The sequence below is a fragment of the Pseudomonas sp. R37(2017) genome, assembly GCF_002113375.1.
Taxonomy (GTDB): Bacteria; Pseudomonadota; Gammaproteobacteria; order Pseudomonadales; family Pseudomonadaceae; genus Aquipseudomonas.
The window spans coordinates 321,171-347,745 of record NZ_NEHO01000004.1; the positions used below are offsets into that span (position 1 = coordinate 321,171).

Annotated in this window: 27 protein-coding genes and 1 pseudogene; 15 read left to right on the forward strand and 13 right to left on the reverse strand. The window is 60.3% G+C overall.

The window, feature by feature from the left end; genetic code table 11:
• Position 1: 1 nt before the first annotated feature.
• Positions 2-793 carry a 3-oxoadipate enol-lactonase gene (pcaD, locus tag CAG47_RS09400; RefSeq protein ID WP_085724606.1) on the forward strand — a complete coding sequence of 264 codons (792 nt, stop codon included), beginning with the start codon at positions 2-4 and terminating at the stop codon, positions 791-793.
• Positions 794-803: 10 nt separating this feature from the next.
• Positions 804-1,196: a 4-carboxymuconolactone decarboxylase gene (pcaC, locus tag CAG47_RS09405; protein WP_085724607.1), complete on the forward strand. Its 393-nt coding sequence runs from the start codon at positions 804-806 to the stop codon at positions 1,194-1,196.
• Between the two features lie 112 nt (positions 1,197-1,308).
• On the opposite strand, the gene CAG47_RS09410 is transcribed toward pcaC, so the two are convergent.
• The 4 genes from CAG47_RS09410 to CAG47_RS09425 form a co-directional block, all read right to left on the reverse strand.
• Positions 1,309-2,568 carry an OprD family porin gene (locus CAG47_RS09410; RefSeq protein ID WP_085724608.1) on the reverse strand — a complete coding sequence of 420 codons (1,260 nt, stop codon included), beginning with the start codon at positions 2,566-2,568 and terminating at the stop codon, positions 1,309-1,311.
• Positions 2,569-2,998: 430 nt separating this feature from the next.
• Entirely contained in the window at positions 2,999-4,459 is a 1,461-nt protein-coding gene (gene emhC / locus CAG47_RS09415; RefSeq protein ID WP_085724609.1) for an efflux RND transporter outer membrane subunit EmhC, read from the reverse strand.
• Complete coding sequence (gene emhB, locus CAG47_RS09420) at positions 4,459-7,620, reverse strand: efflux RND transporter permease subunit EmhB (RefSeq protein WP_085724610.1); 3,162 nt, start codon at positions 7,618-7,620, stop codon at positions 4,459-4,461. The genes emhC and emhB overlap by 1 nt, the downstream gene beginning before the upstream one ends.
• Before the next feature lie 3 nt (positions 7,621-7,623).
• Positions 7,624-8,781 (reverse strand): efflux RND transporter periplasmic adaptor subunit, encoded by a 1,158-nt coding sequence (locus CAG47_RS09425; RefSeq protein WP_085724611.1) that lies wholly within the window; start codon positions 8,779-8,781, stop codon positions 7,624-7,626.
• Positions 8,782-9,058: 277 nt separating this feature from the next.
• Between CAG47_RS09425 and emhR the strand changes: the two genes are divergently transcribed.
• Complete coding sequence (gene emhR, locus CAG47_RS09430; RefSeq protein WP_085724612.1) at positions 9,059-9,691, forward strand: efflux system transcriptional repressor EmhR; 633 nt, start codon at positions 9,059-9,061, stop codon at positions 9,689-9,691.
• A 242-nt stretch (positions 9,692-9,933) separates the two neighbouring features.
• On the opposite strand, the gene CAG47_RS09435 is transcribed toward emhR, so the two are convergent.
• From CAG47_RS09435 to CAG47_RS09455, 5 genes are all read right to left on the reverse strand, one after another.
• The gene (locus tag CAG47_RS09435; protein WP_085724613.1) at positions 9,934-10,434 is read right to left on the reverse strand and encodes a hypothetical protein; all 501 of its coding nucleotides are present in this window, start codon (positions 10,432-10,434) and stop codon (positions 9,934-9,936) included.
• A gap of 65 nt (positions 10,435-10,499) precedes the next feature.
• Entirely contained in the window at positions 10,500-11,027 is a 528-nt protein-coding gene (locus CAG47_RS09440; RefSeq protein ID WP_085724614.1) for a hypothetical protein, read from the reverse strand.
• Positions 11,028-11,247: 220 nt separating this feature from the next.
• Positions 11,248-12,297, reverse strand: coding sequence for an alkene reductase (locus CAG47_RS09445; protein WP_085724615.1), 1,050 nt, complete (start codon positions 12,295-12,297; stop codon positions 11,248-11,250).
• A 21-nt stretch (positions 12,298-12,318) separates the two neighbouring features.
• Entirely contained in the window at positions 12,319-13,488 is a 1,170-nt protein-coding gene (locus CAG47_RS09450; protein WP_085724616.1) for an MFS transporter, read from the reverse strand.
• Positions 13,489-13,509: 21 nt separating this feature from the next.
• Positions 13,510-13,812 carry a helix-turn-helix transcriptional regulator gene (locus CAG47_RS09455; protein ID WP_085724617.1) on the reverse strand — a complete coding sequence of 101 codons (303 nt, stop codon included), beginning with the start codon at positions 13,810-13,812 and terminating at the stop codon, positions 13,510-13,512.
• Between the two features lie 170 nt (positions 13,813-13,982).
• Here CAG47_RS09455 and CAG47_RS09460 point away from each other — a divergent pair, with 170 nt between their 5' ends.
• Positions 13,983-14,561 (forward strand): ACP phosphodiesterase, encoded by a 579-nt coding sequence (locus tag CAG47_RS09460; protein ID WP_085724618.1) that lies wholly within the window; start codon positions 13,983-13,985, stop codon positions 14,559-14,561.
• A gap of 111 nt (positions 14,562-14,672) precedes the next feature.
• On the opposite strand, the gene CAG47_RS09465 is transcribed toward CAG47_RS09460, so the two are convergent.
• Together CAG47_RS09465 and olsB are read right to left on the reverse strand one after the other, a co-directional pair.
• Positions 14,673-15,464 carry a 1-acyl-sn-glycerol-3-phosphate acyltransferase gene (locus CAG47_RS09465; protein ID WP_085724619.1) on the reverse strand — a complete coding sequence of 264 codons (792 nt, stop codon included), beginning with the start codon at positions 15,462-15,464 and terminating at the stop codon, positions 14,673-14,675.
• On the reverse strand, positions 15,464-16,219 hold the full coding sequence (gene olsB / locus CAG47_RS09470; RefSeq protein WP_085724620.1) for an L-ornithine N(alpha)-acyltransferase: 756 nt from the start codon (positions 16,217-16,219) through the stop codon (positions 15,464-15,466). The genes CAG47_RS09465 and olsB overlap by 1 nt, the downstream gene beginning before the upstream one ends.
• 155 nt (positions 16,220-16,374) lie before the next feature.
• Here olsB and CAG47_RS09475 point away from each other — a divergent pair, with 155 nt between their 5' ends.
• The 5 genes from CAG47_RS09475 to CAG47_RS09495 all read left to right on the forward strand — a co-directional run bounded on the left by CAG47_RS09475 (position 16,375) and on the right by CAG47_RS09495 (position 20,696).
• Entirely contained in the window at positions 16,375-17,262 is an 888-nt protein-coding gene (locus tag CAG47_RS09475) for an acyl-CoA dehydrogenase family protein (protein WP_085724621.1), read from the forward strand.
• Positions 17,263-17,417: 155 nt separating this feature from the next.
• Positions 17,418-18,509: a serine hydrolase gene (locus CAG47_RS09480; RefSeq protein WP_085724622.1), complete on the forward strand. Its 1,092-nt coding sequence runs from the start codon at positions 17,418-17,420 to the stop codon at positions 18,507-18,509.
• The gene (locus tag CAG47_RS09485; RefSeq protein WP_085724623.1) at positions 18,506-18,829 is read left to right on the forward strand and encodes an amidase; all 324 of its coding nucleotides are present in this window, start codon (positions 18,506-18,508) and stop codon (positions 18,827-18,829) included. The genes CAG47_RS09480 and CAG47_RS09485 overlap by 4 nt, the downstream gene beginning before the upstream one ends.
• A 117-nt stretch (positions 18,830-18,946) precedes the next feature.
• Positions 18,947-19,537, forward strand: coding sequence for a YceI family protein (locus CAG47_RS09490; RefSeq protein ID WP_085724624.1), 591 nt, complete (start codon positions 18,947-18,949; stop codon positions 19,535-19,537).
• Between the two features lies 1 nt (position 19,538).
• Positions 19,539-20,696 (forward strand): phosphatidylserine/phosphatidylglycerophosphate/cardiolipin synthase family protein, encoded by a 1,158-nt coding sequence (locus CAG47_RS09495; RefSeq protein WP_085724625.1) that lies wholly within the window; start codon positions 19,539-19,541, stop codon positions 20,694-20,696.
• A gap of 145 nt (positions 20,697-20,841) precedes the next feature.
• Here CAG47_RS09495 and bglX read toward each other — a convergent pair whose 3' ends face one another.
• On the reverse strand, positions 20,842-23,133 hold the full coding sequence (gene bglX, locus CAG47_RS09500; protein WP_085724626.1) for a beta-glucosidase BglX: 2,292 nt from the start codon (positions 23,131-23,133) through the stop codon (positions 20,842-20,844).
• 253 nt (positions 23,134-23,386) lie between these two features.
• On the opposite strand from bglX, the pseudogene CAG47_RS09505 reads away from it, so the two are divergent.
• The 4 genes and pseudogenes from CAG47_RS09505 to CAG47_RS09520 form a co-directional block, all read left to right on the forward strand.
• Positions 23,387-23,618, forward strand: a pseudogene (locus tag CAG47_RS09505) (methanol dehydrogenase); the annotation flags it as partial.
• Between the two features lie 34 nt (positions 23,619-23,652).
• Positions 23,653-24,270: a TPM domain-containing protein gene (locus CAG47_RS09510; RefSeq protein WP_085724627.1), complete on the forward strand. Its 618-nt coding sequence runs from the start codon at positions 23,653-23,655 to the stop codon at positions 24,268-24,270.
• Between the two features lie 130 nt (positions 24,271-24,400).
• Positions 24,401-24,703, forward strand: a complete 303-nt coding sequence (locus tag CAG47_RS09515) for a helix-turn-helix domain-containing protein (protein WP_085724628.1) — start codon at positions 24,401-24,403, stop codon at positions 24,701-24,703.
• Positions 24,690-25,046, forward strand: a complete 357-nt coding sequence (locus tag CAG47_RS09520; protein WP_085724629.1) for a putative holin — start codon at positions 24,690-24,692, stop codon at positions 25,044-25,046. The genes CAG47_RS09515 and CAG47_RS09520 overlap by 14 nt, the downstream gene beginning before the upstream one ends.
• Before the next feature lie 142 nt (positions 25,047-25,188).
• Here the strand turns inward: CAG47_RS09520 and CAG47_RS09525 are convergent, their stop codons facing one another.
• Positions 25,189-25,614 (reverse strand): helix-turn-helix domain-containing protein, encoded by a 426-nt coding sequence (locus CAG47_RS09525; RefSeq protein WP_177408947.1) that lies wholly within the window; start codon positions 25,612-25,614, stop codon positions 25,189-25,191.
• Positions 25,615-25,914: 300 nt separating this feature from the next.
• On the opposite strand from CAG47_RS09525, the gene CAG47_RS09530 reads away from it, so the two are divergent.
• The gene (locus CAG47_RS09530) at positions 25,915-26,187 is read left to right on the forward strand and encodes an ogr/Delta-like zinc finger family protein (RefSeq protein ID WP_085724630.1); all 273 of its coding nucleotides are present in this window, start codon (positions 25,915-25,917) and stop codon (positions 26,185-26,187) included.
• A 2-nt stretch (positions 26,188-26,189) separates the two neighbouring features.
• Positions 26,190-26,552: a hypothetical protein gene (locus CAG47_RS09535; protein ID WP_085724631.1), complete on the forward strand. Its 363-nt coding sequence runs from the start codon at positions 26,190-26,192 to the stop codon at positions 26,550-26,552.
• Positions 26,553-26,575 lie beyond the last annotated feature (23 nt).

Sequence of the window (26,575 nt, forward strand, 5' to 3'; positions counted from 1 at the left end):
TGTGGCTTTTGTACAACTCGCCGAGGGCGAACTGCATTACCAACTCGATGGACCGGTCGACGCGCCAGTGCTGGTGCTGTCCAACTCCCTGGGCACCGACCTGCACATGTGGGATGCGCAGATCCCGGCGTTCACCGAGCATTTTCGCGTGTTGCGTTTTGACACCCGTGGTCACGGCCAATCGCTGGTGACGCCGGGCCCGTACAGCATCGAGCAACTGGGCCGCGACGTGCTGGCGTTGCTGGATGCGCTGCACATCGAGCGTGCGCATTTCTGTGGATTGTCCATGGGCGGCCTGATCGGCCAGTGGCTGGGCATCAATGCCGGCGAGCGCCTGAACAAGCTGATCGTGTGCAACACCGCGGCGAAAATCGGCGATCCGTCGGTGTGGGATCCGCGCATTGAAATGGTGCTGCGCGACGGTCAGGCGGCCATGGTTGCCCTGCGCGATGCATCGATTGCCCGCTGGTTCACCCCGGATTTTTCCGAGGCCAATCCGGCGGCGGCCAAGAAAATCACCGACATGCTCGCGGCCACTTCGCCTGAAGGTTACGCGGCCAACTGCGCGGCGGTGCGCGATGCCGATTTCCGCGAGCGGTTGTCCTCGATCAAGGCACCGCTGCTGGTGATCGCCGGCGCTCAGGATGCGGTGACGCCGCCGTCCGGCGGGCACTTCATTCAGGAACGAGTGCCAGGCGCCGAGTACGCCGAGTTCTATGCGGCGCACTTGTCCAACGTCCAGGCAGGCAACGCGTTCAGCGAGCGTGTGCTGGCGTTTCTGTCGGCTGAGTGAGGGTTTTCCCGTGGATGAGAAACAACGTTACGACGAGGGCATGGAAGTCCGCCGCGCGGTACTGGGCGACGCCCACGTCGACCGCAGCCTGAATACCCTGACCGAGTTCAACTCGGAGTTTCAGGAGATGATCACCCGCCACGCCTGGGGTGACATCTGGACCCGCCCGGGCCTGCCGCGCCACACCCGCAGCCTGATCACCATCGCCATGCTGATCGGCATGAACCGCGAAGGCGAACTCAAACTGCACTTGCGTGCCGCCGCCAACAACGGCGTGAGCCGTGGCGAGATCAAGGAAGTGATCATGCAGAGTGCGATCTACTGCGGGATCCCGGCGGCCAATGCGACCTTCCACCTGGCGGAGTCGGTGTGGGATGAGTTGGGGGTTGAGTCGCGGGAGTAGATCCGGCGATTTTTTGTTGTCTGATTTGACGCCTTCGCGAGCAGGCTCGCTCCCACAAGGATTGCGGTGATCTTTGTGGGAGCGAGCCTGCTCGCGAAAGCGGTGGTGAGTCTTACAACAGGCTGATCGGATAGCTGATGATCAGGCGGTTTTCATCGAACTCGTTGTTGCTGTAGTCGCGACGCATGGTCGAGTTGCGCCATTTCAGGTTCAGGTCTTTCAGCGCACCGCTCTGTACGGTGTAGCCCAGTTCCGATTCACGCCCCCATTCCTTGCCGTCAGTGATGCTGCCGGTGTGCACGTTGTCGCCACTGATGTAGCGGTTCATCAGGGTCAGGCCCGGTACGCCGAGGGTGGCGAAGTTGTAGTCGTGGCGTACTTGCCATGAGCGTTCCCGGGCGTTGTCGTAGCTGGAGTTGTAGCTGTCGTTGGCCAGGGTGCCGCCGCTGGTGCCGTTGACCCGCATCCAGGCATTGTCGCCAGTGAGTTTTTGCAGGCCTACGTAGAAGGTGTTGCCGCCGTATTTGGCTGAGAACAAGCCGTACAGGGTTTTGTTGTCCAACTCGCCGGCCCGGGCGCTGCCGTCATCCTTGCCATGGAAGAAACCCAGGTTGGCGCCCAGGGTCCAGTCGCCAAGCGGTTGGCTGTGGATCAAATTGACGAATTGCTGGCTGTAGATGTCCTTGAGTTCGGCATTCCACAGGCCTATCTGGGTACGTTTGTCGTTGAACACGTACTCGCCACCCTGGAAGTTGAAACGGTCAGAGGTGAACGCGGGTTTACCCGTCATCGACATGTCGCCCATGCTGCTGTCGTCGCGTGGGCTGTTCTGGCGGAACTGGCCGCCGTAGAGCGTCAGGCCATTGATTTCCTTCGAGGTGATCTGGCCGCCACGGAAGGTTTGCGGCAGCGAGCGGCCGTCGTCCGAGCGCAGGATCGGCAACACCGGCATCCACTCGCCAACCTTGATTTCGGTCTGCGACAGCTTGGCCTTGAACGCCACGTTGGTGCGGCCGAAATTGTCCGCCGGGCGGCCGTCATGATCCAGCGGCAGCAGTTGCGTACCACCGGTGCCTTTGCCGCCGTCGAGCTTCACCGAATACAAACCGAGCACATCCATACCGAACCCGACAGTGCCCTGGGTGAACCCGGACTTGGCGTCGAGGATGAAACTCTGCGTCCATTCTTCAGCCTTGCCCTGGGCCTTGGTCGGGTTGGTGAAGTTGCGGTTGATGTAGAAGTTGCGCAGGTTCAGGTTGACCTTGGCGCCTTCGACAAAACCCGGCTCTTCGGCACAGGCGGGCAGGGCCGCGCTGGCCAGGGCGGCGGCGATCAGGCTGGGAACGAAATACTGCGCGGTGGAAGACGACATGGGCTGGGGACTCTCTGATTCTTGGGGATGAAGCGGGGGTGACGCCGCAACCCTGGGTTGCAGACGGATATTCGAAATCAGCACAAACGAAGCGGATCAGCCGGAGAGGGCGGGGCGCGGGGGCATGGTGGCGAACCTGTTGTTATTGGTGTTGTGGTTCGGATGGTGAATTGAATGTACTAGATGGTTCAATCGTAAAAAGCGGGTTTTGGGCGATTATCGAACGCAAGATTGACCGGTGTTTTTGTATTGTTTGTACTGGCCCCTTCGCGAGCAGGCTCGCTCCCACAGTGAACCCGGTTCCTTCAGAAAGAATGCGATCCATTGTGGGAGCGAGCCTGCTCGCGAAGGGGTCATAAAAGACAACACAAATTTTCAGGCAGCCAACAAAAAGCCCACCAATCGGTGGGCTCCTTGTTTCTCAGCGCTATCAGAAATACTTCATCTTCGGCGCTTCTTCCTTCAACGGCTCGATCTTCGCCGTCTGTTCGTTCCAGCCACCGCCCAGGGCCTTGTACAGGTTGACCTGGCTGACCAGTTGCGCCAGACGATCGGTGATCAGCACCTGTTGCGCACTGAACAGCTGACGCTGGGCATCGAGGAAGGTCAGGTTGCTGTCGACACCGATGAGGTAGCGACGCTCGGCCAGGCGATAGTATTGCTGGTTGGCACTGACGAAATCCTTCTGTGCCTGCAACTGCTGGACGTAGGTCTGGCGAGCGGCCAGGCCGTCGGCGACTTCCTGGAAGGCCGTTTGAATGGACTTCTCGTAGTTCGCCACGCCGATGTCTTTCTGGATTTTCGAGTAATCCAGGCTGGCGCTCAGGGCGCCGGCGTTGAAGATCGGCAGGTTGATCTGCGGCTGGAACAGCCAGGTACCCGAACCGCCCTTGAACAGACCGGACAGGTCCGGGCTCAGGGTGCCGGCATTGGCCGTCAGGCTGATGCTCGGGAAGAATGCTGCCCGCGCCGCGCCGATGTTGGCGTTGGCGGCCTTGAGGTTGTACTCGGCCTGGAGGATGTCCGGACGACGATGCAGCAGGTCCGACGGCAGGCCGGGCGGAACGTCGCTCAGCAGGTCGTCGTCAAGCGGTTTGGCCGCTTGCAGGTTGGCCGGGATGCCGGTGCCGAGCAGCAGCACCAGGCTGTTCTCGTCCTGGGCGACCTGACGGGTGTACTTGGCCAGTTGTGCACGGGCGTTTTCCACCGAGGTGCGCGACTGTGCCAGGTCCAGGGCCGAGGCGACGCCGACTTCGTTGCTGCGGGCGGTGAGCTTGTAGCTTTCCTCGAAGGTGGCCAGGGTCTCCTGGGTCAGCTTGTACAGCTCCTTGTCGGCCTGCCAGGTCAGGTAGGCATTGGCCACGCTGGCCACCAGGCTGATCTGTGTACTGCGGCGGCCTTCTTCCGTAGCGAAGTACTTCTGCAGGGCTTCTTCGTTCAGGCTGCGAACCCGACCGAACAGGTCGAGTTCATAGGCGCTGACCCCGACCGTGGCCGAGTAGGAACTGACGACGCCCGACTGCCCCGTTTGCGAGGAGTTTTCCGGAACCCGCTGGCGGCTACCGGTGCCATTGGCCGACACGGCCGGGAACAGGTCGGCGCGAGAGATGCGGTACTGCGCCGCAAACGCGTCGATGTTCAGGGCCGCGACACGCAGGTCACGGTTGTTTTCCAGGGCAACCTGGATCAGCTGTTGCAGCGCCGGGTCATGGAAAAACTGCTTCCAGCCCTGCTCGGCCGCCGCTTGCGCCGGTGCCTGGGCCGGCGAGTACGCCAGGCCCTGCGGGTACTGGCTCGCCACCGGTGCTTCGGGCTGCTGATAATCAGGTATCAGCGAGCAGCCACCAAGCACGAAGGCGGCGACTGCCAGAGAGAGTAGCGACTTGCTCATTAGCCAGCCTCTTTAGAAGTTTCAGTGGCGTCATCCTGGTCGACGTTTTTGCGCTGGCCAATGGACGACACGGTGACGAAAAACAGCGGGACCCAGAAGATCGCCAGCACAGTGGCGGTGATCATACCGCCGATCACGCCGGTGCCGATTGCATGTTGGCTACCGGAACCTGCGCCCGTGGATATCGCCAGTGGTACCACACCGAGGACGAAGGCGAGCGAGGTCATGATGATCGGTCGCAGACGCATGCGGCAGGCTTCGATCGCCGCATCGCGCAGGCTACGCCCTTGTTCGTGCAGTTCCTTTGCAAATTCGACAATCAGAATGGCGTTTTTCGCCGCCAGACCGATAGTCGTCAACAGACCTACCTGGAAGTACACGTCGTTGGACAAACCGCGCAGGCTGGTGGCCATCAGCGCACCGATGATCCCCAGCGGTACCACCAACATGACCGCGATCGGAATCGACCAGCTTTCATACAACGCCGCCAGGCACAGGAACACCATCAGCAGCGACAGAGCGTAAAGCGCTGGCGCTTGCGAACCGGACAGGCGTTCTTCGTACGACAGGCCGGTCCAGGAAATACCGACACCCGCCGGCAGTTTCCTGGCAATGGCTTCGACTTCGAGCATCGCTTCACCGGTGGAATAGCCTGGCGCCGGGGCACCGAGGATTTCCATCGCTTCCACGCCGTTGTAGCGGGCCAGTTTCGGCGAACCGTAGATCCACTCGCCCTTGGCGAACGCCGAGAACGGAACCATGGTGCCGGCGCTGTTGCGCACGTACCACTTCTGCAGGTCTTCAGGGCCCATGCGAGAGCCTGGCTTGCCTTGCACGTAAACCTTCTTCACCCGACCACGGTCGATGAAGTCGTTGACGTAGCTACTGCCCAGGGCAATCGACAGGGTGTTGTTGATGTCGGCGATGGTAACGCCCAGGGCACTGGCCTTCTCGTCATCGATTTCCAGCTGGTACTGCGGTTCGTCGTTCAGGCCGTTGGGACGTACCTGACTCAGAATCTTGCTTTGCGCGGCCATACCGAGGAACTGGTTGCGTGCTTCCATCAGTTTTTCGTGACCGATACCGGCGCGGTCCTGCAGGAACACGTCGAAACCGGTGGCGTTACCCAGTTCCAGTACCGCCGGTGGCGCGAAGGCGAACACCATGGCATCGCGGAAGGTGAAGAAGTGCTGCTGGGCACGGGCCGCCACCTTGAACACGTTGTTCTCGGCGTTACGTTCGTCCCAAGGCCTGAGCATGATGAACGCCATGCCCGAACTCTGGCCACGGCCGGCGAAGTTGAAGCCGGTCACGGTAAACACCGAGTTCACCGCATCGCCTTCGCCACCATCCTTGCCAGGGCGCAGGAGGAACTCACGCATTTCATCGACGACCACCTGGGTGCGCTGGGACGTCGAACCGGCCGGGGTTTGTACCTGGGCGAACAGTACACCCTGGTCTTCTTCCGGCAGGAACGCCGTTGGAATACGAGTGAACAGCCAGATCATGCCAACCACGATCAGCAGGTACGCCAGCAGATACGGGATCTTGCGCTGCAGGATATTGCCGACACCGCGCTCGTAGCTGCGTACGCCACGGTCGAAGTTGCGGTTGAACCAGCCGAAGAAGCCGCGTTTCGGGGTGCCGTGCTCGCCTTTCGGAATCGCCTTGAGCATGGTCGCGCAGAGCGCCGGGGTAAAGATCAGGGCAACCAGTACCGACAGGGCCATGGCCGAGACGATGGTGATCGAGAACTGCTTGTAGATCACACCGGTGGAGCCGCTGAAGAACGCCATTGGCAGCAGAACCGCCGACAGCACCAGGGCGATACCGACCAGTGCGCCCTGGATCTGACCCATGGACTTCTTGGTGGCCTCCTTGGGGGACAGGCCTTCCTCGCTCATCACCCGTTCGACGTTTTCCACCACGACGATGGCGTCGTCCACCAGCAAGCCGATGGCCAACACCATACCGAACATGGTCAGGGTGTTGATGCTGAAGCCGGCTGCCGCGAGGATGCCGAACGTACCGAGCAATACCACCGGCACGGTCATGGTGGTGATCACCGTGGCGCGGAAGTTCTGCAGGAACAGGAACATCACCAGGAAGACCAGCACGATCGCTTCGACCAGGGTTTCAACCACGCCCTTGATCGACTCGGTCACCACCGGGGTAGTGTCATACGGGAACACCACTTCCATCCCTTGCGGGAAGAACGGCTTGAGGCTGTCGATGGTGGCGCGCAGGGCCTTGGCGGTATCCAGAGCGTTGGCGCCAGTGGCCAGTTTCACCGCCAGACCGGAAGCCGGGGCACCGTTGAACTGGGCGTTGATGCTGTAGTTCTCACCCCCCAGGCCGACTTCGGCAACATCTTTCAGGCGAACCTGGGAACCGTCCTTGTTGACCTTGAGCAGGATCTTGTCGAATTGCTCCGCGGTCTGCAGACGGGTCTTGCCAATGATCGTCGCGTTCAACTGCGTGCCGGGCAGGGCAGGCAGGCCGCCGAGCTGGCCGGACGACACCTGGACGTTTTGCGCGGCGATTGCGGTCTTGACGTCGATCGGGGTCAGGTTGAAGTTGTTCAACTTGGCCGGGTCGAGCCAGATTCGCATGGCGTACTGCGAGCCGAACACCTGGAAGTCGCCGACACCGGCGGTCCGGGAGATCGGGTCCTGCATGTTCGACACGATGTAGTTGGACAGGTCGTCCTTGGTCATGCTGCCGTCACGCGACACCACGCCGATCACCAACAGGAAGTTCTTCACCGCCTTGGTGACGCGGATACCCTGCTGTTGCACTTCTTGCGGCAGCAACGGGGTGGCCAGGTTCAGCTTGTTCTGCACCTGAACCTGTGCGGTGTCGGAGTTGGTGCCTTGCTCGAAGGTCGCGGTAATGGTCATGGTGCCGTCGGAGTTACTTTCCGACGAGACATAACGCAGGTTGTCGATACCGTTGAGCTGTTGCTCGATCACCTGAACCACGGTGTCCTGTACCGTTTGCGCCGAAGCACCCGGGTAGGTCACGGAGATGGCGATCGCAGGAGGCGCAATGCTCGGGTACTGGTTGATCGGCAACCGGAGGATCGATAGTGCTCCGACCAACATGATCACCAGGGCAATTACCCAGGCGAAAATCGGACGGTCGATAAAGAATCTTGACATGGTTTACTCCCCTTTGCCGCCGGAGGCTGTGTCAGCTGCCTGGGCGGGGGCCGGGTTCTTTACGGCTACGTTGGTCGCTTCACTGGCCTTGACTTCGATGCCAGGCTTGACGAATTGCAGACCTTCGGTGATCAGGCGATCGCCGGCCTTCAGGCCGTCTTCGATCAGCCACTGGTTACCGACGGTGCGGTTGGCCTTGAGGTGACGCAGTTCGACCTTGTTGTCCGGGCCGACAACCAGTGCGGTCGGCGTACCTTTGAGGTCGCGGGTCACGCCTTGCTGCGGGGCCAGGATCGCCGCGCTGTTCACACCGGCCAGCAACTTGGCGTGCACGAACATGCCAGGCAGAAGCGTGTGGTCAGGGTTCGGGAAAATGGCGCGCAGGGTGACGGAACCGGTGGTCTGGTCAACCGAGATTTCGGAGAACTCCAGCTTGCCGTCCAGCTTGTACTCGCTGCCGTCTTCGAGGGTCAGCTTGACCGAGGCCGCGTTGTCGCCGGCTTTTTGCAGGCGACCGCTTTCCAGCTCACGGCGCAATTGCAACAGCTCGACCGAGGACTGCGTCACGTCGACGTAGATCGGGTCGATTTGCTGAATCACCGCCATTGCATCGACCTGGGCATTGCTGACCAGTGCGCCTTCGGTCACCGAGGAACGGCCGATGCGGCCGGTCAACGGGGCATAGACCTTGGTGTAGCGCACGTTGATCTGGGCCGATTGCAGCGCAGCTTCCGATTGCAGGCGGTTGGCCAAAGCGGTGTCGTATTCCTGGCGGCTTACGGCTTGTTCGTCGACCAGTTGCTTGTAGCGGTCGGAAATCGACTTGGTCGAACGCAGGTTGGCTTCGGCGCTGGCGAGCGTGGCTTCATAGATCGAAGGGTCGATCTGATAGAGCTGCTGGCCGGCCTTGACGTCGCTGCCTTCCTTGAACAGGCGCTTGAGAATGATGCCGTTGACCTGCGGGCGCACTTCGGCAATGCGAAACGCACTGGTACGGCCGGGCAGATCGGATGTCAGGGTGAAGGCTTGCGGTTGCAGAGTCACGACGCCGACCTGAGGCGGTGGGGCGGCCGGTGCTGCCTCTTCCTTTTTGCATCCGCTGAGCAGCGATGCCAGGGCGACGGCGGCGACCAGAGCGGTAACAGCTGGCTTGAATTGCATGAAAATCCTCGGGTCAGGCGCGCAACGTGCGCACTAGAAAGGTGGAAGGTTGAAAAGTGTTTATCGGGTGGATAAGTAGCTTGCTAAGGAATATACTTACGTACATGGCTGTTTGTAAATACCCAGGCTGCGTATCAACGTCGCTACTCAGGCTCTTACACAAGCCGTTGAAAAGTTGGATTTGTAGACCGGGGACGAACCCCCAGAACGTTCGCCCCACTTTTACTCAGCTGATATCCAGACATCGCTGAAGCCCCCTGATTGAGGTTGTACTGCCATGGTCCGTCGTACCAAAGAGGAAGCTCAGGAAACCCGCGCGCAGATTCTCGTGGCGGCCGAAAAGGCCTTTTTCGAGCGAGGTGTGGCGCGTACGACCCTGGCGGACATCGCGACCCTGGCCGGCGTTACTCGCGGGGCCATCTACTGGCATTTCAGCAACAAGGCGGATCTGGTGCAGGCCATGCTCGACACCTTGCATGAGCCGCTGGAAGAAATGGCCAAGGCCAGCGAGAGCGAGGACGAACTCGATCCCCTGGGCTGCATGCGCAAGTTGCTGATTCATTTGTTTCATCAAATTGCGCTGGACCCGAAAACCCGACGCATCAATGAGATTCTGTTTCATAAGTGCGAATTCACCGATGAAATGTGCGACCTGCGCCAACAGCGCGTATCCGCCAGCCTCGAATGCAATCTGCGGATCGGCCTGGCCCTGAGTAATGCCGTGAATCGCGGCCAGTTGCCGGAAAACCTCGACACCGCCCGCGCCGCCATCAGCTTGCATGCCTATATAGATGGCATCCTGTACCAGTGGCTGCTGGCCCCCGACAGTTTCCAATTGCACACCGAAGCCGAGCGTTGGGTCGATACAGGGCTGGACATGCTGCGCTTGAGTCCCAGCCTGCGCAAATGAAACAAAATTCGTAATTTTTGCCGCGTGTGTCGACCGACGGCGTTTTTGTCACTCGATGTCCCGTAAAGGGGTGCTTTTATATACGCACCCTCGTCCGGATAACAGATAGCAAGCTCGGTATTTTGTAGGGATTTTGTGTCGAGGCTGCGAACGAGCCTGCGTCTGCCATGGTTATTTTCGCGACGCGGCGATGGCAGTTTGCCCGGGTGACTCACGATAGCGCCCGCCCGGGCTATGGATTCCTACTTGTTTATGCTCAGTTCAACGGTATAGCTGAATGGCGGCCTCGTCTGCTTTCGTGACGTGGTGACTTGGCACTGGTATTTTCCGCTTCCGGACGACTCCACCGTGCTCTGCCAGACAGGTTTATAGTCTGGCTCCAAAACGCCGTAACCCACCGGTGCCTCCATTCGGGTTTTCAATCGGCAGCGTTGACCATGAACTTCAAACTCCAGATTCAGTGCCACAGGTTCGACTTTGTTTCGGCGCGGCTGCCAGTTCGAAGAGTCGAGGGTAAAAGGTCGACTGTACGGGATATCAATAATTTCGTAGGTGCCAGGTCCGACATTGAACGTTATCAAGGGACCGTTGAGTGCAACCTCAAGGCCCGTGATGCTTTTTAATTTCATGGTGCCAAAAGTGTTGTTGGATACCTTAAGGGTGATGATCGTGTCGCTCATGCTGTTGGCGTTGAATGAGTAAAGCAATAACAAGACAAACGTGGTGGTGTTGAGCGTATTCATTTTTATTGTGCTCTTGGTAAGTTTGGTAATTGGGGCGGTGGCAGACTGAATAGACGAATGACTGTTTATTCGAGACTGAATTCGATACTCATGCTGTAGGGATATGACTTTTTCACTTCAAGAATTTCGGTTGAGCAGTCCGCGGCCTCGCTGCCCGTCGATTTGCCACTGCCTGACCAGTGAGGCACCCTCTCGACATCCCCGTCGTTGTTTTTCAGGCTGACTTCGATAGAAGCCGTGAACTGACATATCTTGTTGCCCGAGACATAGGAAAATGTCTCGCTCAGAACAGTCGCCTTGGCGAACTCGACAGAATTGAAGTATCCGGGGAAGTCTGCGGCAAACTCATCCTTGCCTTTGGCGGGTACATCGAAGTTGCTGATGGGGAATGGCGCGTCGCTCATTTTTTTGGACGGTGTCGCAACGCTCATTTTTTCAGTGGTGAGGTTTTTAAAGTAGTAGTGGATCGTGGTGGTATCCGGGTCCTCGGATAATGAAATTGTCTTGTAGTTGTCATTGTCTGCAGAGCAATAGTTGCATATGGCGAGGCCGAGCGTCAGTCCGCTGGCGAGGTTTTGAATAAAAGTTTGCATCGGCTTAAATCCATTTAAGTTGATGTTTGGTTTTTGGGGGTGCTGTGGATAATTGTTGATTGAGGAAAGGGGTTAATCAATGCGTAATAGTGAGTGAGTTATTAGTTTCTATTGCGTGGGGCGCGGCGAGTTATCAGTGGGTGTGTCATTCCAGGTCTGGACTATGAAAAAAGGCCTCGACTCTGGAGAGTGGAGGCCCTGAGATTCAAGGTCGAGCGACTTACAGCGTCGGGTAGTCGATGTAGCCGACCGGGCCCTTGGCGTAGAACAGTTCCGGACGCGCTTCGTTCAGCGCTGCGTCAGCCTGCAAACGTGCCGGCAGGTCTGGGTTGGCAATGAAAGGTACGCCGAAGGCGACTGCATCGGCCTTGCCACTGGCGAGCAACGCGTTGGCGCTGTCCTTGGTGAAACGCTCGTTGGCGATGTAAGGGCCACCGAAGGCTTCCTTGAGTTGTGGGCCAAGGCTGTCGGCGCCTTCTTTCTCCCGCGAGCAAATGAAGGCAATGCCACGCTTGCCCAGTTCGCGAGCGACGTAGGTGAAAGTTTCGGCCAGGTTGTCGTCGCCCATGTCATGCAGGTCGGCGCGTGGCGACAGGTGCACACCCACACGGCCAGCCCCCCAGATTTCGATGGCGGCGTCAGTCACCTCCAGCAGCAGGCGGGCACGGTTTTCCAGGGAGCCGCCGTAGTTGTCGGTGCGCTGGTTGGTGCTGCTTTGCAGGAACTGGTCGAGCAGGTAGCCGTTGGCGGCATGGATTTCCACGCCGTCGAAGCCGGCGGCCTTGGCGTTCTCGGCACCGACGCGGTAGGCGTCGACGATGTCGGCGATTTCAGCGGTTTCCAGGGCGCGCGGGACAGGGTAGTCGGCCAGCGGACGAACCAGGCTGACGTGGCCCTTTGGCTGGATGGCGCTCGGGGCGACAGGGGCTTCATCGTTCAGGTACAAGCCATGGGAAATGCGACCCACGTGCCACAACTGCAGGAAAATCTTGCCGCCCGCGCCATGGATAGCCTTGGTCACGTTGGCCCAGCCACGCACCTGATCGTTGGACCAGATGCCCGGGGTGTCCGGGTAGCCGACGCCCATCGGGGTGACCGAAGTGGCTTCGCTGAGGATCAGGCCGGCGGAGGCACGCTGTACGTAGTACTCGGCCATCAGCGCGTTCGGCACGCGGCCTTCGTCGGCGCGGCAGCGGGTCAGCGGCGCCATGATGATGCGGTTGGCCAACTCGAGGTCGCCCAGTTTGATCGGATCGAAAATAGTCGTCATTTAATGGCTCTCTTTTGCAGATCAGTTAGAGGTAGCAGGTGCCAGCTCGGGATTGCCGCTCTGACGGAAAGTGATCAGGGTCACCAGCAGGGCGAGTACCGCCAGTACCGCTGCCGCGAGCGGCACGCTGGTCAGGCCGAAGCCATGGGCGATCACGCTGCCGCCGACCCAGGCACCCAAGGCGTTGCCGATGTTGAAAGCGCCGATGTTCAGGGTCGACACCAGGTTCGGTGCGGCTTTGCCGAAGGTCACTACGTTCACTTGCAGCGCCGGTACGGCGGCAAAACACGCGGTGGCCCAGAGGAACAGGGTGATTTCGGTCGGGATCAGCGCGACGCTGGTCCAGGTCAGCACGGTGGACACCACCGCCATGGTGATGAACACACCGATCAGCGTCGCGGCCATGCCTTTGTCGGCCAGCTTGCCACCGATGATGTTGCCGACTGTCAGGCCCAGGCCGATGAGCATCAGGGTCCAGGTCACACCACGGGGCGAAACACCGGTGACTTCGCCGAGCAGCGGCGCAACGTAGGTGAACAGGGTGAACACCGAGGCGGCGAACAGTGCGGTCATGCTCAGGGACAGCCAGATGCCGCCGCCCTTGAGCGCGGCCAGTTCGGCACGCATGTCGAGTTTTTCCTCATCACGCTTGGCCGGCAGGAAACGGATCAGGCCGATCAGTGCAATCACGCCGATCACGGTCACGGCCCAGAAGGTCGAACGCCAGCCGGCTTCCTGGCCGAGGGCGGTGCCCAGCGGTACGCCGAGGACGTTGGCCAGGGTCAGGCCGGTGAACATCAGGGCCACGGCCGACGCGCGTTTGTTCGCAGGCACCAGGCCGGCGGCTACCACTGAACCGATGCCGAAGAAGGCGCCGTGGCACAGGGCGGTGACCACACGGGCGAACATCAGCACGTTGTAGTCACCGGCCACTGCGCAGAGCAGGTTGCCGATAATGAAGATGCCCATCAACGCTACCAGGGCTGCCTTGCGCGGCAGTCTGGCGGTGGCCAGCGCCATGAACGGCGCACCGATGGCCACGCCCAGGGCGTAACCGGTCACCAGCCAACCGGCACCGGGAATCGACACGCCGAGGTCCGCCGCCACGTTGGGCAGCAGGCCCATGATGACGAATTCGGTGGTGCCGATGGCGAAGGCGCTCAAGGCCAGGATGAGTAGCGAGAGGGGCATTGTTTAATTCCTGTTGAAGGCTCAGAGCTCTTTACTGAAGGTTTCGAGGAACGCCTGGATGGTTTCCTCGTTGCGTTTGAAGAAGTGCCACTGACCGACTTTGCGGCTGCTGATCAGGCCGGCGCGTTGCAGGGTCGCCAGGTGTGCGGACACCGTGGACTGCGACAGACCGCAACGTTGATCGATCTGCCCGGCGCAGACGCCGTGCTCGTTGCTGTGGGACTGGTCGGGAAATTCGACGGTCGGGTCCTTGAGCCAGTGCAGGATTTCTCGCCGTACTGGGTGTGCCAGGGCTTTTATTATTTCGTCGAGATTGATGGTCATGATGTGGGCTCGTGATGTGTAAAACGCTATATCGCGATGAGGCGAACTTTAAATCGGTATTTCGCGATATACAAATATGATTTGGCTCTGACCAGCTCACATTTCGGTATATCGGGTTATAACGATATGGTGAGTGTAACAAGACAAGGGGGCAGTGCTAAGCTGCGCCCATGAACTATCTCGCACATCTTCACCTCGGTGGCCAGCGTCCCGGCCAATTGCTCGGCAGTCTGTATGGCGATTTCGTCAAGGGACGGCTGCAAGGGCAGTTCGCTCCGGAAATCGAAGGCGCCATCCAGTTGCACCGCAGTATTGACATGTTCACCGATCGCCATCCGCTGGTGGACGTCGCGTTGTCACGCTTCTCCCTCACCCGTCGTCGCTACGCGGGGATCGTCCTCGACGTGTTTTTCGACCATTGCCTGGCCAGGGACTGGGCGCTGTATGCCGACCAGCCGCTGGAACTGTTCACTTCAGACGTGTACCGCGTTCTGTCCAGCGAACGACAACTGCCGGAGCGGCTGGCCAGGATTGCGCCACACATGGTGGCCAATGACTGGTTGGGTTCGTATCAGGAGTTCGAAGTGCTGGAGCAGGTGTTGCGCGGCATCTCGCGACGCCTGACCCGGCCGGAGGAACTGGCGGCGGCGATGCAGGAGTTGCGGCGGTTGTATGAACCGTTGAGCGAGGACTTCAGGTTGTTCTATCCGCAGCTTCAGGATTTTGCCCGGAACCACTCAACCCCCTGAAACCCCTGAACCCCTGTAGGAGCGAGCATGCTCGCGATAGCGGATTAACATTCAACGATGATGTTTAATGACAGACCGCTATCGCGAGCATGCTCGCTCCTACAGGGACGGTTATGCTGCGATGGCAGGGCGCACCGGTGCCCGCCGGGGTTCAACCTCGGCCCCGAACAACGCCTTCTGCACCGCCTGCTGCGCTTCGAACGCCAGTGCCGCACGTTCCCGGCCCTGACACTCGATGGGCTTGAGCAGGTGAATCTCCACGCCACCACGGTCATTGGCAAACAGACGCATCAAGTGCGAGAGCAGATCATCGTCGCCAATGAACGGCGCCAGCGCACAGGGTTCGCCGTCACGCACATAACGAATCGCCACCGGTTGCATCGCCACTTCGGAATCGATGGCGGCGGACAGCAGACGGCCATGGAAAGTACGCAGTGAACGGCCATCGGTGGTCGTGCCTTCCGGGAACATCAAGAGTGGGTAGGCCTGTTCCAGGTGGCGGGTCATCTGCTTGCGGATCAATTGGCTGTCACCCGAGCCACGGCGGATAAACAGGCTGCCGGCCTTGGCCGCCAACCAGCCGGCCACCGGCCAGGTGCGCACTTCGGCCTTGGACAGGAACGACAGCGGTGTGAGCATGCCCAGCAGCGGGATATCGGTCCAGGACACATGGTTGCTGACCCAGAGCATCGGTGCCTCCGGCAGCTCACCGTGGACGCTCACGTCAAAGGGCAGGGCATTGCTCAGGCGCGCCATGAAAAACCGCGACCAGCGCTGCCGGCGTGCCATCGAATGGGCGATGCCCAGGCGCTCGAACACTCCGAACACACTGGCCATGCCCAGGCCCAGCGTCACCACCATCAGCACCCGCGCGATTCGTGCGTACACCCGTAACCGCTTCATTACACGGCCGCCTTGAAGTGTTTGGCATAGCGCGGGCAGAGTTCATCGCGCTTGAGCAGGATGAACACGTCGGTGACCTGGAAGTCTTCGTCCCAGCATGGCTCGCCGCAGATCTTCGCGCCCAGGCGCATGTAGGCTTTGAGCAGCGGCGGCATTTCGGCAATCACGTTCGACGGGATGTCCAGGCTCGGCAGCGGATTTTTCGGTTCGGCGCGCAAGTGTTCGGTGCACAGGTAACGTTCGCGCAGACGCTGCATGATCGCGTGGGCCTGCACGCCGCCGTCCTGCATCGGAATGCTCGCGCAACCCATCAGGTAGCTGTAGCCGCCCTGGTTCAAGACTTCAGCCAGTTCGCCCCAGAGTACGGCGATGGTACCGCCGTTGCGATAGGCCGGGTCGACGCAGGTGCGACCGATTTCCAGGATCGGGCCTTGCAGGTGCACCAGGCCGTGGAGGCTGAATTCTTCTTCACTGTAGAATTTGCCCAGGCTGCTGGCAGCCGTGTGATCGAGCAAACGGGTGGTCGCCACCAGACGCCCGGTGTTCAAGTCGCGCACGCCGATGTGGGCGCAGTGAACGTCGTAGTCATCCATGTCCAGACCCAGCTCGGCACCCTTGAGTTTGGCGTTGAATTCGCCGCTGAACACGTTGAAGCGCAAGGCCTGGGCCTCCTGCAACGCCTCGGCGCCCACCAGGCGTTCGGCTTGCAGGCGGCGTTGGTTGCCGGTGTCGCTGATGCGGGCGATCTGAGTCATGGCGAATCTCCGTGCAGGCTGCTCACCCACTTTCGGGCTACAGCGAATCGACTTTCTTTGTCTAGCCGTGTTGTGCAAAGTCAGGCTATGTAGCCCCGGTGTCATCGCCATTAAGCTTTGGTGATGCTTGTATGACAGCCCACAAGGAGCCCCTTATGCCCTGGCAAACCCTGTTGAACCACCGTGATCGCTTGCCCGCCAACCCGGATCTGGCGGAAGGTTTCGCGACCTTGTTGCAGCGGTTGGGTCCGGTCTCGCCGTTCGAATTGGCCGTGCTTGGCGGGCGGTTGATGGCGACGCCGGGGCTCGCGTTTCTGGTGGGGTATCAGGCGGCGTTGCGCATGCTCTGGCCGAGTGCGCCACTGAGCCTGGGTGCGCTGTGCGCCACCGAACAGCGCAGCCTGCGCCCGGCCGACATGCATACCCGGTTGAGCGGTTTGCGCCTGAACGGACGCAAGGACTTCGTCACCGCCGGCGATGCCGCCGACTGGCTGCTGGTGGCGGCGCGCAGCGAGGAGCCCGGTGCCGATCCGCGCTTGAGCCTGGCGGTGATCTATCGCGATGAGCCGGGGGTGCGCGTTGAAAGACTGCCGCCGATCCCGTTGATGCCGGACATCAGCCATGGCCGGTTGTTTCTGGAAAATGCCTTGTGCGAATTGCTCGCCGGGGATGGCTGGGACGCGTACGTCAAACCGTTCCGCACGCTGGAAGACATCTATGTACTGAGCGCCATGACGGCGTGGTTGTACGGTATCGGCCAGGAGTGTGCCTGGCCGCAATCCTTGCAATTGCGTCTGCTGGGATTGCTGGCCGGGTGCGCGGAAAGCAGCCGCCAGCCACCGACCAGTCTGGCCGGGCATGTGGTGCTGGGCGGGTTGTTTGCACAGTTCGAAGGGCTCAAGGCCGAGGTGAACCAGGCGTTGGCCGCAGGGCCTGCGGAGTGGGCGGCGATGTGGCAGCGGGATCAGGCGGTGATGGCGTTGGCGGCGGGGGCGCGGGACAAGCGGTTGGCCAAGGCGTTGGCGGAATCTGCGTTGCCTTGACTGGCCTCTTCGCGAGCAGGCTCGCTCCCACAGGGGTATGCATTTCAAATGTGGGAGCGAGCCTGCTCGCGAAGACGGCCTTATAGGCAATACAAATTTCAGAACTGTCATCAACCTCGACTAGGCTCAGCAGGTTCAATTTCCGAGCCCCCGCCATGTCCAAAGGCTTGTCCCTGATTTTCCTGCTGCTCAGCTTCATGGCCCGGGCCGAATCCTGGCCCGCCGAGCAATGGCCGACGGCCCCGACACCCGCCGGCCCGGCGCTTCAAGCCCTGGAAGCCTACGCCTTCCCATCCCGCGATAACGCCACTCGCCAGGGCATCCGCACCGATGCCTTGCTGGTGATCCGCGACGGCCGGTTGATCTACGAACGCTACACCGGTCCGACGACGGCCGCGACCCCGCACCTGACCTGGTCGATCAGCAAAAGCCTGATGGCTACCGTCCTCGGTGTGGCCTACGGCGAAGGGTTGTTCAAACTCACCGACCCAGTGGCGAAGTACTATCCGCCCCTGCAAAAACACCCGGACATGACCATGGCCGACCTGCTGCACTGGGCCTCGGGCCTGGATTGGCAGGAAGACTACGAATACGCACCGCTGAAATCTTCGGTGGTGGCCATGCTCTACACCCGCGGTCGCCACGACATGGCCGCGTTCACTGCGGCACATGAGGCGTACGCCGCGCCGGGCCAGGCGTTTCGTTACTCCAGCGGTGACAGCAACCTGTTGTCCGCCGCATTGAAAACCATAGTCGGCCCCGGCCGTTATCCCGACTATCCGTGGGCTGCGCTGTTCGAGCCGCTGGGCATTCGTCATGCCGTGTGGGAAACCGATGCCACCGGCATTTTCGTTGCGTCGTCCTATGCCTACCTCACGGCACGGGACCTGGCCCGAATCGGTCTGTTGATGGTTCGCGAGGGGCGCTGGGGCGACAGGCAACTGCTGCCCAAGGATTGGGTGGCGTTCAACCGCGAGCCGTTCGCCCACTATCACGCCCACGAAGACGATGCCGTCCCCGGTGGCCAATGGTGGCTCAATCGAGCCGTTGAAGGCGCGGAGCGACCCTGGCCCGATGCCCCCGCCGACACCTTCGCCGCACTGGGTCATTGGGGGCAGGCGATGTATGTGATTCCCAGTGAACAGTTGGTGATCGTGCGCTACGGCGATGATCGCGACGGCAGCTACCGGCATAACGAATTGCTCAGGCTCGCGCTCAAGGCCTTTGCCGGGAGGGTGCAGCCATGAGCGGGTTCATTCGCCGTCGACCGCTCGGCTCGCTGTTGCTGATCCTGCTGATCGCCTTGCTCGGCTGGATCTGGCGCGAGCGGGTGGCGCTGTGGGCGTTTCCGGACATCATCAGCGCCTACACCGCCAAGGAATACTGTTCGTGCCGCTATGTGATGAACAACGACGCCGAGTACTGCCACGGTTATGTGAAGCAGTGGCTGCCCGCCAGCAGTTTTGCCGATGAGCCGGCCGGCAAGCGTGTCACGGTCAGCGGCATGGGGCGCAGCAACAGCGCGGTGTGGATCGGCGAGCGCCAGGGCTGTCGTTTGCAGCCCTGAACACGATGAAGTGCCTGGAAAGGGAAGGACATTTGTGGCGATGGGGTAACGGATGGCTTGCAATGCGCTGAAGCCCGGTTAAGGTTCAGCACAGGTTTATCTGCCCCATGAGTCTCTATGTTCAAGCGCTCCACACTCCAAACCCTCGCGATCCTGCTGCTGGCCGGTACCGCATTGTCGGCCCGAGCCGATTGGTATCTGGATGGCGAGTCATCGCGTCTGTCATTCGTCAGCACCAAAAACGCCAATGTCTCCGAAGTACAGCGCTTCCTGGTGCTGCACGGTAAGGTCGATCCCGAGGGGCTGGCGCAGGTGGAAGTCGAGCTGGAGTCGATCAACAGCGGCATACCGTTGCGCGATGAGCGCATGCGCAAGGAGCTGTTCCAGATCGAGCAGTTTCCCGACACCGTGATCACCACGAAAATCGATCTGCGTCCGATCAACGACCTCGCCCCCGGCGCGCAACAGGAATTGCGCCTGCCGCTGACGGTCGACCTGCACGGCCAGCGACACACCTACAACGCCGAACTGCTGGCGACTCGTCTCGATGACCGACGCTTCCAGGTGGTGACCCTCGAACCGCTGGTGATCAACGCCGAGGATTTCGATTTGGCTCCCGGCGTGGAAGCGTTGCGCAAAATGGCCGGTCTGTCGGCGATCAGTCTGTCGGTACCGGTGAGTGCGGTACTGATTTTCACGGCGCGCTGACATGGCCGGTCCGGTTTTTCCCTGGCGTGAAGGCAACCACTTCGAACTGCTGGTCGATGGTCCGCAGTTCTTCCCGCGCATGCTGGTGGCGATTGCGCGGGCCGAAGAACAGGTCGAACTGGAGCTGTATCTGGTGGAGGCGGGCGCTTGTGCCGAAGCCATGGTCCAGGCATTGGTGCAGGCCGCCGAGCGCGGCGTGCGGGTACGTTGCCTGTTCGATGACTACGGCAGCCTCGCCTTCACCCTGGCCTTGCGTCAGCGGCTGATGGCGGCCGGCGTGGAGCTGCGTTTTTACAATCGCCTGAGCTGGCGCCGCTGGGTCGGCAACTTCTACCGCGATCACCGCAAACTGCTGCTGGTGGACCAGAGCCTGGCCGTGGTCGGTGGCACAGGCGTCACCGATGAATTCTGGACACCGGGCGAAGACGTCAGCGAATGGCATGAGGTGATGGTGGAAATCACCGGGCCGTTGGTGCTCGACTGGCAGTTGCTGTTCGATCGCCAGTGGATCGCCAACCGCCATCGTCGCGCCTGGCGGCCGGCCTCGCATTTCGGCTTGCCGCGCCTGCCACGAGTGCCGTCCATGGGCGAGGGCATGGGCCGGGTGGCCTACGCCGACGCCCGCCAGCACCGGGACATTCTGCAATCGCTGGTGCGTGCCCTCAATAGCGGTCAGCGCCGGATCTGGCTGGCCACGCCATACTTTTTGCCGACCTGGAAGGTCCGTCGTTCCCTGCGCCGGGCGGCTGCCCGGGGCGTTGATGTGCGATTGCTGCTGACCGGCCCGCGTACCGATCACCCGTCCGTGCGCTATGCCGGGCATCGTTACTATCCGCGGCTGCTCAAGGCCGGGGTGAAGATCTTCGAGTATCAGCCGTGTTTCCTGCACCTGAAAATGGTCTTGATCGATGACTGGGTGAGCATCGGCTCGTGCAATTTCGACCACTGGAACCTGCGCTTCAACCTGGAAGCCAACCTGGAAGCCCTGGACCCCGGGTTGACCCGAGCGGTAGCGGCGAGTTTCGAGCGCGACTTCGGGTTGAGCGAGCAAGTCAGCCTGGAGGAGTGGCAACGCCGGCCATTGTGGCGGCGAGTCAAGCAGCGGGTGTGGGGATGGGTGGATCGGCTGGTGGTGAATCTGCTGGATCGAAGGGGATGATCCCGGACTTCCGAACACCCTGAAACTACTGTCGGAGCGAGCATGCTCGCGATGGCGGCCTGACAGTCAACAATGATGTCGAATGTTATGGCCTCATCGCGAGCAGGTCGGATCGCCGCACCGTCGCTCCTACAGGTTTTTGCGGTTAGAGCAACTCAAAGCTCTGCTGCGTCACGTCCTCTGAATCCAGACCGATCTGCACATTGAACTTGCCCGGTTCCGCCGCGTATTTGAGCTGGCTGTTGTAGAACTTCAGGTCGTCCTCGGTGATGGTGAAGTGCACGACTTTCTGCTCGCCGGCCTTGATCATCACTTTCTGGAAGTTCTTCAACTCCTTGATCGGGCGGATCATCGAACCGGCCACGTCCTGGATGTACAGCTGCACCACGGTTTCGCCGTCGCGCTTGCCGGTGTTTTTCACCGTGACGCTGGCGTCGAGCTTGCCGGTCTTGTTCAGCGTGGTCGACGACAGGGCCATGTCGCTCACGCTGAAGTCGGTGTAGCTCAGGCCGTAACCGAACGGGTACAGGGGGCCTGTGGTGTCATCGAAATACTGCGAGGTGTAGTTGCCCGGTTTGCCTGGGGTGAACGGCCGGCCAATGGTCAGGTGGTTGTAGTAGGTCGGGATCTGGCCTACCGAGCGCGGGATGCTGATCGGCAGTTTGCCCGACGGGTTGTAGTCGCCGAACAGTACGTCAGCGATGGCGTTGCCGCCTTCGGTGCCGGTGAACCAGGTTTCCAGGATCGCGTCAGCCTGTTCTTTCTCTTCGAGGATCGTCAGTGGGCGGCCGTTCATCAAGACCAGCACCAACGGTTTGCCGGTGGCTTTCAGGGCACGGATCAGCTCGCGCTGGTTTTCCGGGATGTTCAGGTCGGTACGACTCGACGATTCGTGGGACATGCCACGGGACTCGCCGACGGCGGCGACTACGACGTCAGCCTCCTTGGCCGCCTTCACCGCTTCGTCGATCAGTACATTCGCCGGGCGCGGGTCATCCACCACTTCCGGGGCGTCGAAGTTGAGGAAGTTCAGGTAGCCGAGGATTTTCGGGTCGTTGGTGATATTGGCGCCTCGGGCGTAGATCAGTGTCGATTTATCGCCCAGGGCGTTGGTCATGCCGTCGAACAGGGTCACCGATTGCGCCGGCCTGCCGGCCGCGGCCCAGCTGCCCATCATGTCGATTGGCGCCTTGGCCAGCGGACCGACCAGCGCGATTTTCGCGGTTTTCTTCAGCGGCAGGGTTTCGTTCCGGTTCTTCAACAGCACCTGGCTGCGGCGCGCCACATCACGGGCCTCGGCGCGGTGCAGGCGGCTGTCGGCGTAGGTGTCGACCGGGTCGTCCTCGGCCTTGCCGATGCGCAGGTACGGGTCCTTGAACAGGCCCATGTCGTACTTGGCGTTCAGTACCGCACGCACGGCGTTGTCGATATCGCTCTGCTGGATCTCGCCGGACTTCAGCAGCCCCGGCAGCTCTTTGCCGTACAGGGTGTCGTTCATGCTCATGTGGATGCCGGCCTTGATCGCCAGCTTCGCCGCTTCGCGACCGTCGGCGGCAACGCCGTGCTTGATCAGCTCGAAAATCGCTCCGTGGTCGCTGACGGCCAGGCCCTTGAAGCCCCACTCCTTGCGCAGCAGGTCGTTCATCAGCCAGGTGTTGGCAGTGGCCGGCACGCCGTTGATCGAGTTCAGCGCGACCATGACCCCGCCCGCGCCGGCATCGATGGCGGCGCGATACGGCGGCAGGTAGTCCTGGTACATCTTGACCGGGCTCATGTCGACCACGTTGTAGTCGCGGCCACCCTCGACCGCGCCGTACAGGGCAAAGTGCTTGACGCTGGCCATGATGCTGTCGGCGGCGTTGGCGCCAGTACCCTGGAACGCCTTGACCATCACGCCGGCAATGCGCGACACCAGGTACGTGTCTTCGCCGAAGCCTTCGGAGGTGCGGCCCCAGCGTGGGTCGCGAGAGATGTCGACCATCGGCGCGAAGGTGATGTCGAGGCTGTCAGCCGCGGCTTCCCTGGCGGCGATGCGCCCGGACAGGCCAATGGCATCCATGTCCCAGCTCGAAGCCAGGGCCAGCGGGATCGGGAAAATGGTGCGGTGGCCGTGGATCACGTCGTAGGCGAAGAACATCGGGATCTTCAGGCGGCTGCGCATGGCCGCGTCCTGCATCGGGCGGTTTTCCGGGCGGGTGATCGAGTTGAACGTACCGCCGATGTTGCCCGCCGCGATTTCCTTGCGGATCATTTCGCGAGGCATTTCCGGGCCGATGCTGATCAGGCGCAACTGACCGATTTTTTCATCGAGGGTCATTTGCTTCATCAGGTTGCTGATGAAGGCTTCCTTGTTCTCCAGGGGTGCGGGCGTCGTGGCGGCCAATACGTTATGACTGGCCAGGCTGACGAACAGGCCCAGCAAACACAGCTTCTTCATGAATAGTTTTCTCAAGGGCCCAAACGGCGATGTATACGCCGGCCAGCCAAAATTTAGGGAGCGTCTATTGTTGTTCGGGTGCCGGCTCAAACAACCAGAGCCAGAAAACGACAGCCAGATGGCGGGTGCGTTTTCGCGCAGGGCCTCTTTTTAGCCCATCGGCCCGTTGCAATCCAGAGGCGCGGGCGATTATGCCCCAAGAGCCGGCTCAGAAGGTTTCACGGCCGTTTTTTTCATGAAAGTACAAGGGAGCATCAGTGACGGCATTGCGGCGATGCTTGTGGTGCTGGGCGGCACCCTCCCTGGACGAACCCTCTGCGGCGTATGAATCCAGAGGTGATCCGGAGGACGATTTCATCTTGCGCCATCCTGGATTGTTCGTGTTTTGGGTGATGTTGTTCATCCTGACTGTTTTTGTGTGCCAGATGCTCGGTATTCTTCCCGCCGGCCGGGGCGGCTTCGGCGGAGGCGGTTCGTCCGTCGGCTGGTGATAATAAAAATGAGCAGGCAATTCACGACATGGCATTACTGACTGAACACGAGCAACGCAAAGTGGCCGAGGCAATCGCCCGGGTCGAGCGCGACACCGACGCCGAGCTGGTGACAGTACTCGCGGCCCGCGCCGACGACTATGCGTACATCCCGTTGCTGTGGGCCAGCCTGCTGGCGCTGCTGGTGCCGGGCATCGTGCATTACCTCACCGGTTGGCTGACCATGCACAGTCTGCTGCTGGTGCAATGGGCCATCTTCATTGTGCTGTGCCTGGTGTTTCGCCTGCCGAAAGTCACTACCCACCTGATTCCGCGCTCGGTGCGCCACTGGCGCGCCTCGAACCTGGCGCGCCGGCAGTTCCTGGAGCAGAACCTGCATCACACCGAAGGCAGCACCGGCGTGCTGATTTTCGTCTCCGAGGCCGAGCGTTATGTGGAGATCCTGGTGGATGAAGGGATTTCCAGTCGCCTGGACAACAGGAACTGGGACGCCATCGTCGCTACGTTCACCCAGCAAGTGAAGCAGGGGCACACGCTGCAAGGATTTGTCAGCTGCGTCGAAGCCTGTGGCGAGCTGCTCAAGGTGCATGTGCCTGTGACCCATGTGCGCAATGAGTTGCCGAACCGCCTGGTAGTGCTTGGCTAAGTCTTGTCGTGGCATTGTGTAGCGCTCGTCGCTACAACTCCCGTCAATTGTCCGGGGTTACCCCTGTCGTCAGTATTTCTCTCTACCAGTGGACGCCCGGCGACGGGTGTCCTCGCGAAGAGGGATTCTTATGGCAACCCGGCAATCGATTGACTCTCTGGCACGGGCCGCCCGTGGCGCAGAGATTCGTACACCCAAGGCGAAGCTGACGGCGAAAGAAACACAAATCCTGATGTGGTGTTTCAAGGGCAAGACTTCCTGGGAAATCGCCAGGATCGAGAATTGCACGGAATCCACCGTCAATTTTCACTTCGCCAATATTCGCCGAAAGTTCGACGTCAGCTCGCGCACTTGCGCATTGCTCAAAGCGATCGAGACGGGCGCGATCATCGTGGACTCCGTCGTTGCGCGAGGTGCACATGAGCCTGACTGACTCGGCCTACAACGGCATCAATGGGCTCATGTTGGGGATGGGTATCGCGACACTGCCAGTCATTAATGGCGAGGTGCTGTTCGGTGCAATGCTCGGCGCGTGGCTGGTCACCACCACTCGCACCAACTTCAAGACCTGGCAGCGCATCGGTTCGTGGTTGCTGTCCGCGGGTGTCGGTTACCTCTTTACGCCTGTCGCACATCCGCTGGCGTCATTTCTGACGGAAGGTGTAACGGCCTTCTTTTGCGCGCTGATCGTTATTCCCATCAGTATCAAACTGATGCGATGGATCGACGGTGCCGGTCTCGGTGAAATCATTCGCCACTTGAGAGGGCGAAGGTGATGGTCCGTGGAGGGGCTGCCTTGGTGTGGGGGCGGGCGTGGCTCGCTTCACCAGTGCTTTCAGGTTGTCGCGTTTTCAGCGCACTTCTGCCTGTTGCCCGTAGCACTTCTTGAGGCAATGAGACTTTGGCTTGCATGGATCATCAAGTTTCATTCGTGGGTTTGAGTGTTGCCAGAAGCGCGGCCATTTCGCAGAGTCTGAGTTCCATATCACGCAGTCGATGCTTTTCCTCGAGTGCGTTTTGTATGGCACAGCGATCATCTTCGTCGAGCAACCGCCAGAGCGCGAGAATGGTGTTTTCCCGTGTTGTGCTTTCCTGGCTGGTCTCTGAAGAAGCAGTAACTGTTTGTCTCAATATCGGACCTTCGCCCAGCAGCAGCCAGTCCAGGGAAATGCCCCGAGCTTGAGCAATTTCTACGCATAATGAGTACGGCGTGCTGTCGCGACCTTTCCAGCTGCTAAGGGTTTGTGGGCTTATCTGCAACGCGGAAGATAATGAAGCATCGGTTTTTGTGCCGGTAACTTGCTTCAGGCGAGCCAGAACAGCTTGTGATTTTTTGCTACGCAATTTGAGCCTCTTCCTTTTGACATATGCTTTTTGAGTGCCTAATTTATGCGTAATGAGTACTTTTTTTCTTGTAAGTAATCAATCATCAAAGATGAGTCAGAAGAATACGATGTCGAAACTTCCTAATGGTATCAGGGGGATTTCCTACGAGCATGGCTCGTCCCCATTACGCGTCTGCCCGATGCACTTCCTTATGTCTGGCAGACACTGTTCGCAAGTCCGGAGCACCACGATGAACGCCTCAAGCAGTATTGCGTTTGATCAGGTTGATTGCCACTCAATGACCGCCGGAATTCAAGCATGAGTACTTACAAAATGGTGTGCCCGCACTGCTTGAGCAGGATGCGCATCCGCACCAGCGAAGGCCGGCATATTTTCCTGCGGGTGGCGTATCTGCAATGCACGTCGGAAGCCTGTGGTTGGTCGGTGCGTGCCGAATTTGAAATGACCCATGAACTTTCGCCCAGTGGCATGCCCAACCCAGCCGTGCGCCTGCCCTGTGCCGGACCTGATTTGCGCCGTGCCGCCCGGCCCGTGGCGGTCGGTCCTGCCACGACAGACATGGAGACCTGAGCATGATGGTTATCGATGAAAATGCAGATTTGAATGAGGAGCTATTGGCCATGGCCCAGGCGTTTCTGGGGCGTCATGAAAGTGCTGGGGGGATCGATGATCAAGTCCTGTTTTGTCGCGCGGTCAAGCATTTGCAGGATATGGATGTGCCGATGCACCTGGCGCAAAGGCTGGTCAGCCGTGCCTATGGGGTACTCAAGTCGGCCAACGACCGTCGACGCCTGGACATCGATGCCAGTTCCGAAACGGTCGCCGTGGTCACGGACCCGACCAATGGCCTGACCTGGGCGGTACCAGTGGGGCTGATCGTCAAACACATCATCAACTCACCGAACAACCGCAGGCTTCGCGTGGTGGAGCCCTGAGGTTTCAACTGTTGTGTCGAGGT

Excerpts from the sequence above, each read along its gene's own strand:
- CAG47_RS09535 (WP_085724631.1), top strand. The coding sequence starts at position 26,190 with ATGATGGTTATCGATGAAAATGCAGATTTGAATGAGGAGCTATTGGCC.
- CAG47_RS09530 (WP_085724630.1), top strand. The coding sequence starts at position 25,915 with ATGAGTACTTACAAAATGGTGTGCCCGCACTGCTTGAGCAGGATGCGC.
- CAG47_RS09490 (WP_085724624.1), top strand. The coding sequence starts at position 18,947 with ATGTTCAAGCGCTCCACACTCCAAACCCTCGCGATCCTGCTGCTGGCC.
- CAG47_RS09475 (WP_085724621.1), top strand. The coding sequence starts at position 16,375 with ATGCCCTGGCAAACCCTGTTGAACCACCGTGATCGCTTGCCCGCCAAC.
- CAG47_RS09410 (WP_085724608.1), bottom strand. The coding sequence starts at position 2,568 with ATGTCGTCTTCCACCGCGCAGTATTTCGTTCCCAGCCTGATCGCCGCC.
- olsB (WP_085724620.1), bottom strand. The coding sequence starts at position 16,219 with ATGACTCAGATCGCCCGCATCAGCGACACCGGCAACCAACGCCGCCTG.
- CAG47_RS09455 (WP_085724617.1), bottom strand. The coding sequence starts at position 13,812 with ATGACCATCAATCTCGACGAAATAATAAAAGCCCTGGCACACCCAGTA.
- CAG47_RS09510 (WP_085724627.1), top strand. The coding sequence starts at position 23,653 with ATGGCATTACTGACTGAACACGAGCAACGCAAAGTGGCCGAGGCAATC.
- CAG47_RS09480 (WP_085724622.1), top strand. The coding sequence starts at position 17,418 with ATGTCCAAAGGCTTGTCCCTGATTTTCCTGCTGCTCAGCTTCATGGCC.
- CAG47_RS09445 (WP_085724615.1), bottom strand. The coding sequence starts at position 12,297 with ATGACGACTATTTTCGATCCGATCAAACTGGGCGACCTCGAGTTGGCC.
- CAG47_RS09450 (WP_085724616.1), bottom strand. The coding sequence starts at position 13,488 with ATGCCCCTCTCGCTACTCATCCTGGCCTTGAGCGCCTTCGCCATCGGC.
- emhR (WP_085724612.1), top strand. The coding sequence starts at position 9,059 with ATGGTCCGTCGTACCAAAGAGGAAGCTCAGGAAACCCGCGCGCAGATT.
- emhC (WP_085724609.1), bottom strand. The coding sequence starts at position 4,459 with ATGAGCAAGTCGCTACTCTCTCTGGCAGTCGCCGCCTTCGTGCTTGGT.
- CAG47_RS09435 (WP_085724613.1), bottom strand. The coding sequence starts at position 10,434 with ATGAATACGCTCAACACCACCACGTTTGTCTTGTTATTGCTTTACTCA.
- CAG47_RS09460 (WP_085724618.1), top strand. The coding sequence starts at position 13,983 with ATGAACTATCTCGCACATCTTCACCTCGGTGGCCAGCGTCCCGGCCAA.
- CAG47_RS09495 (WP_085724625.1), top strand. The coding sequence starts at position 19,539 with ATGGCCGGTCCGGTTTTTCCCTGGCGTGAAGGCAACCACTTCGAACTG.
- emhB (WP_085724610.1), bottom strand. The coding sequence starts at position 7,620 with ATGTCAAGATTCTTTATCGACCGTCCGATTTTCGCCTGGGTAATTGCC.
- CAG47_RS09485 (WP_085724623.1), top strand. The coding sequence starts at position 18,506 with ATGAGCGGGTTCATTCGCCGTCGACCGCTCGGCTCGCTGTTGCTGATC.
- CAG47_RS09520 (WP_085724629.1), top strand. The coding sequence starts at position 24,690 with ATGAGCCTGACTGACTCGGCCTACAACGGCATCAATGGGCTCATGTTG.
- CAG47_RS09425 (WP_085724611.1), bottom strand. The coding sequence starts at position 8,781 with ATGCAATTCAAGCCAGCTGTTACCGCTCTGGTCGCCGCCGTCGCCCTG.
- CAG47_RS09440 (WP_085724614.1), bottom strand. The coding sequence starts at position 11,027 with ATGCAAACTTTTATTCAAAACCTCGCCAGCGGACTGACGCTCGGCCTC.
- bglX (WP_085724626.1), bottom strand. The coding sequence starts at position 23,133 with ATGAAGAAGCTGTGTTTGCTGGGCCTGTTCGTCAGCCTGGCCAGTCAT.
- CAG47_RS09515 (WP_085724628.1), top strand. The coding sequence starts at position 24,401 with ATGGCAACCCGGCAATCGATTGACTCTCTGGCACGGGCCGCCCGTGGC.
- CAG47_RS09465 (WP_085724619.1), bottom strand. The coding sequence starts at position 15,464 with ATGAAGCGGTTACGGGTGTACGCACGAATCGCGCGGGTGCTGATGGTG.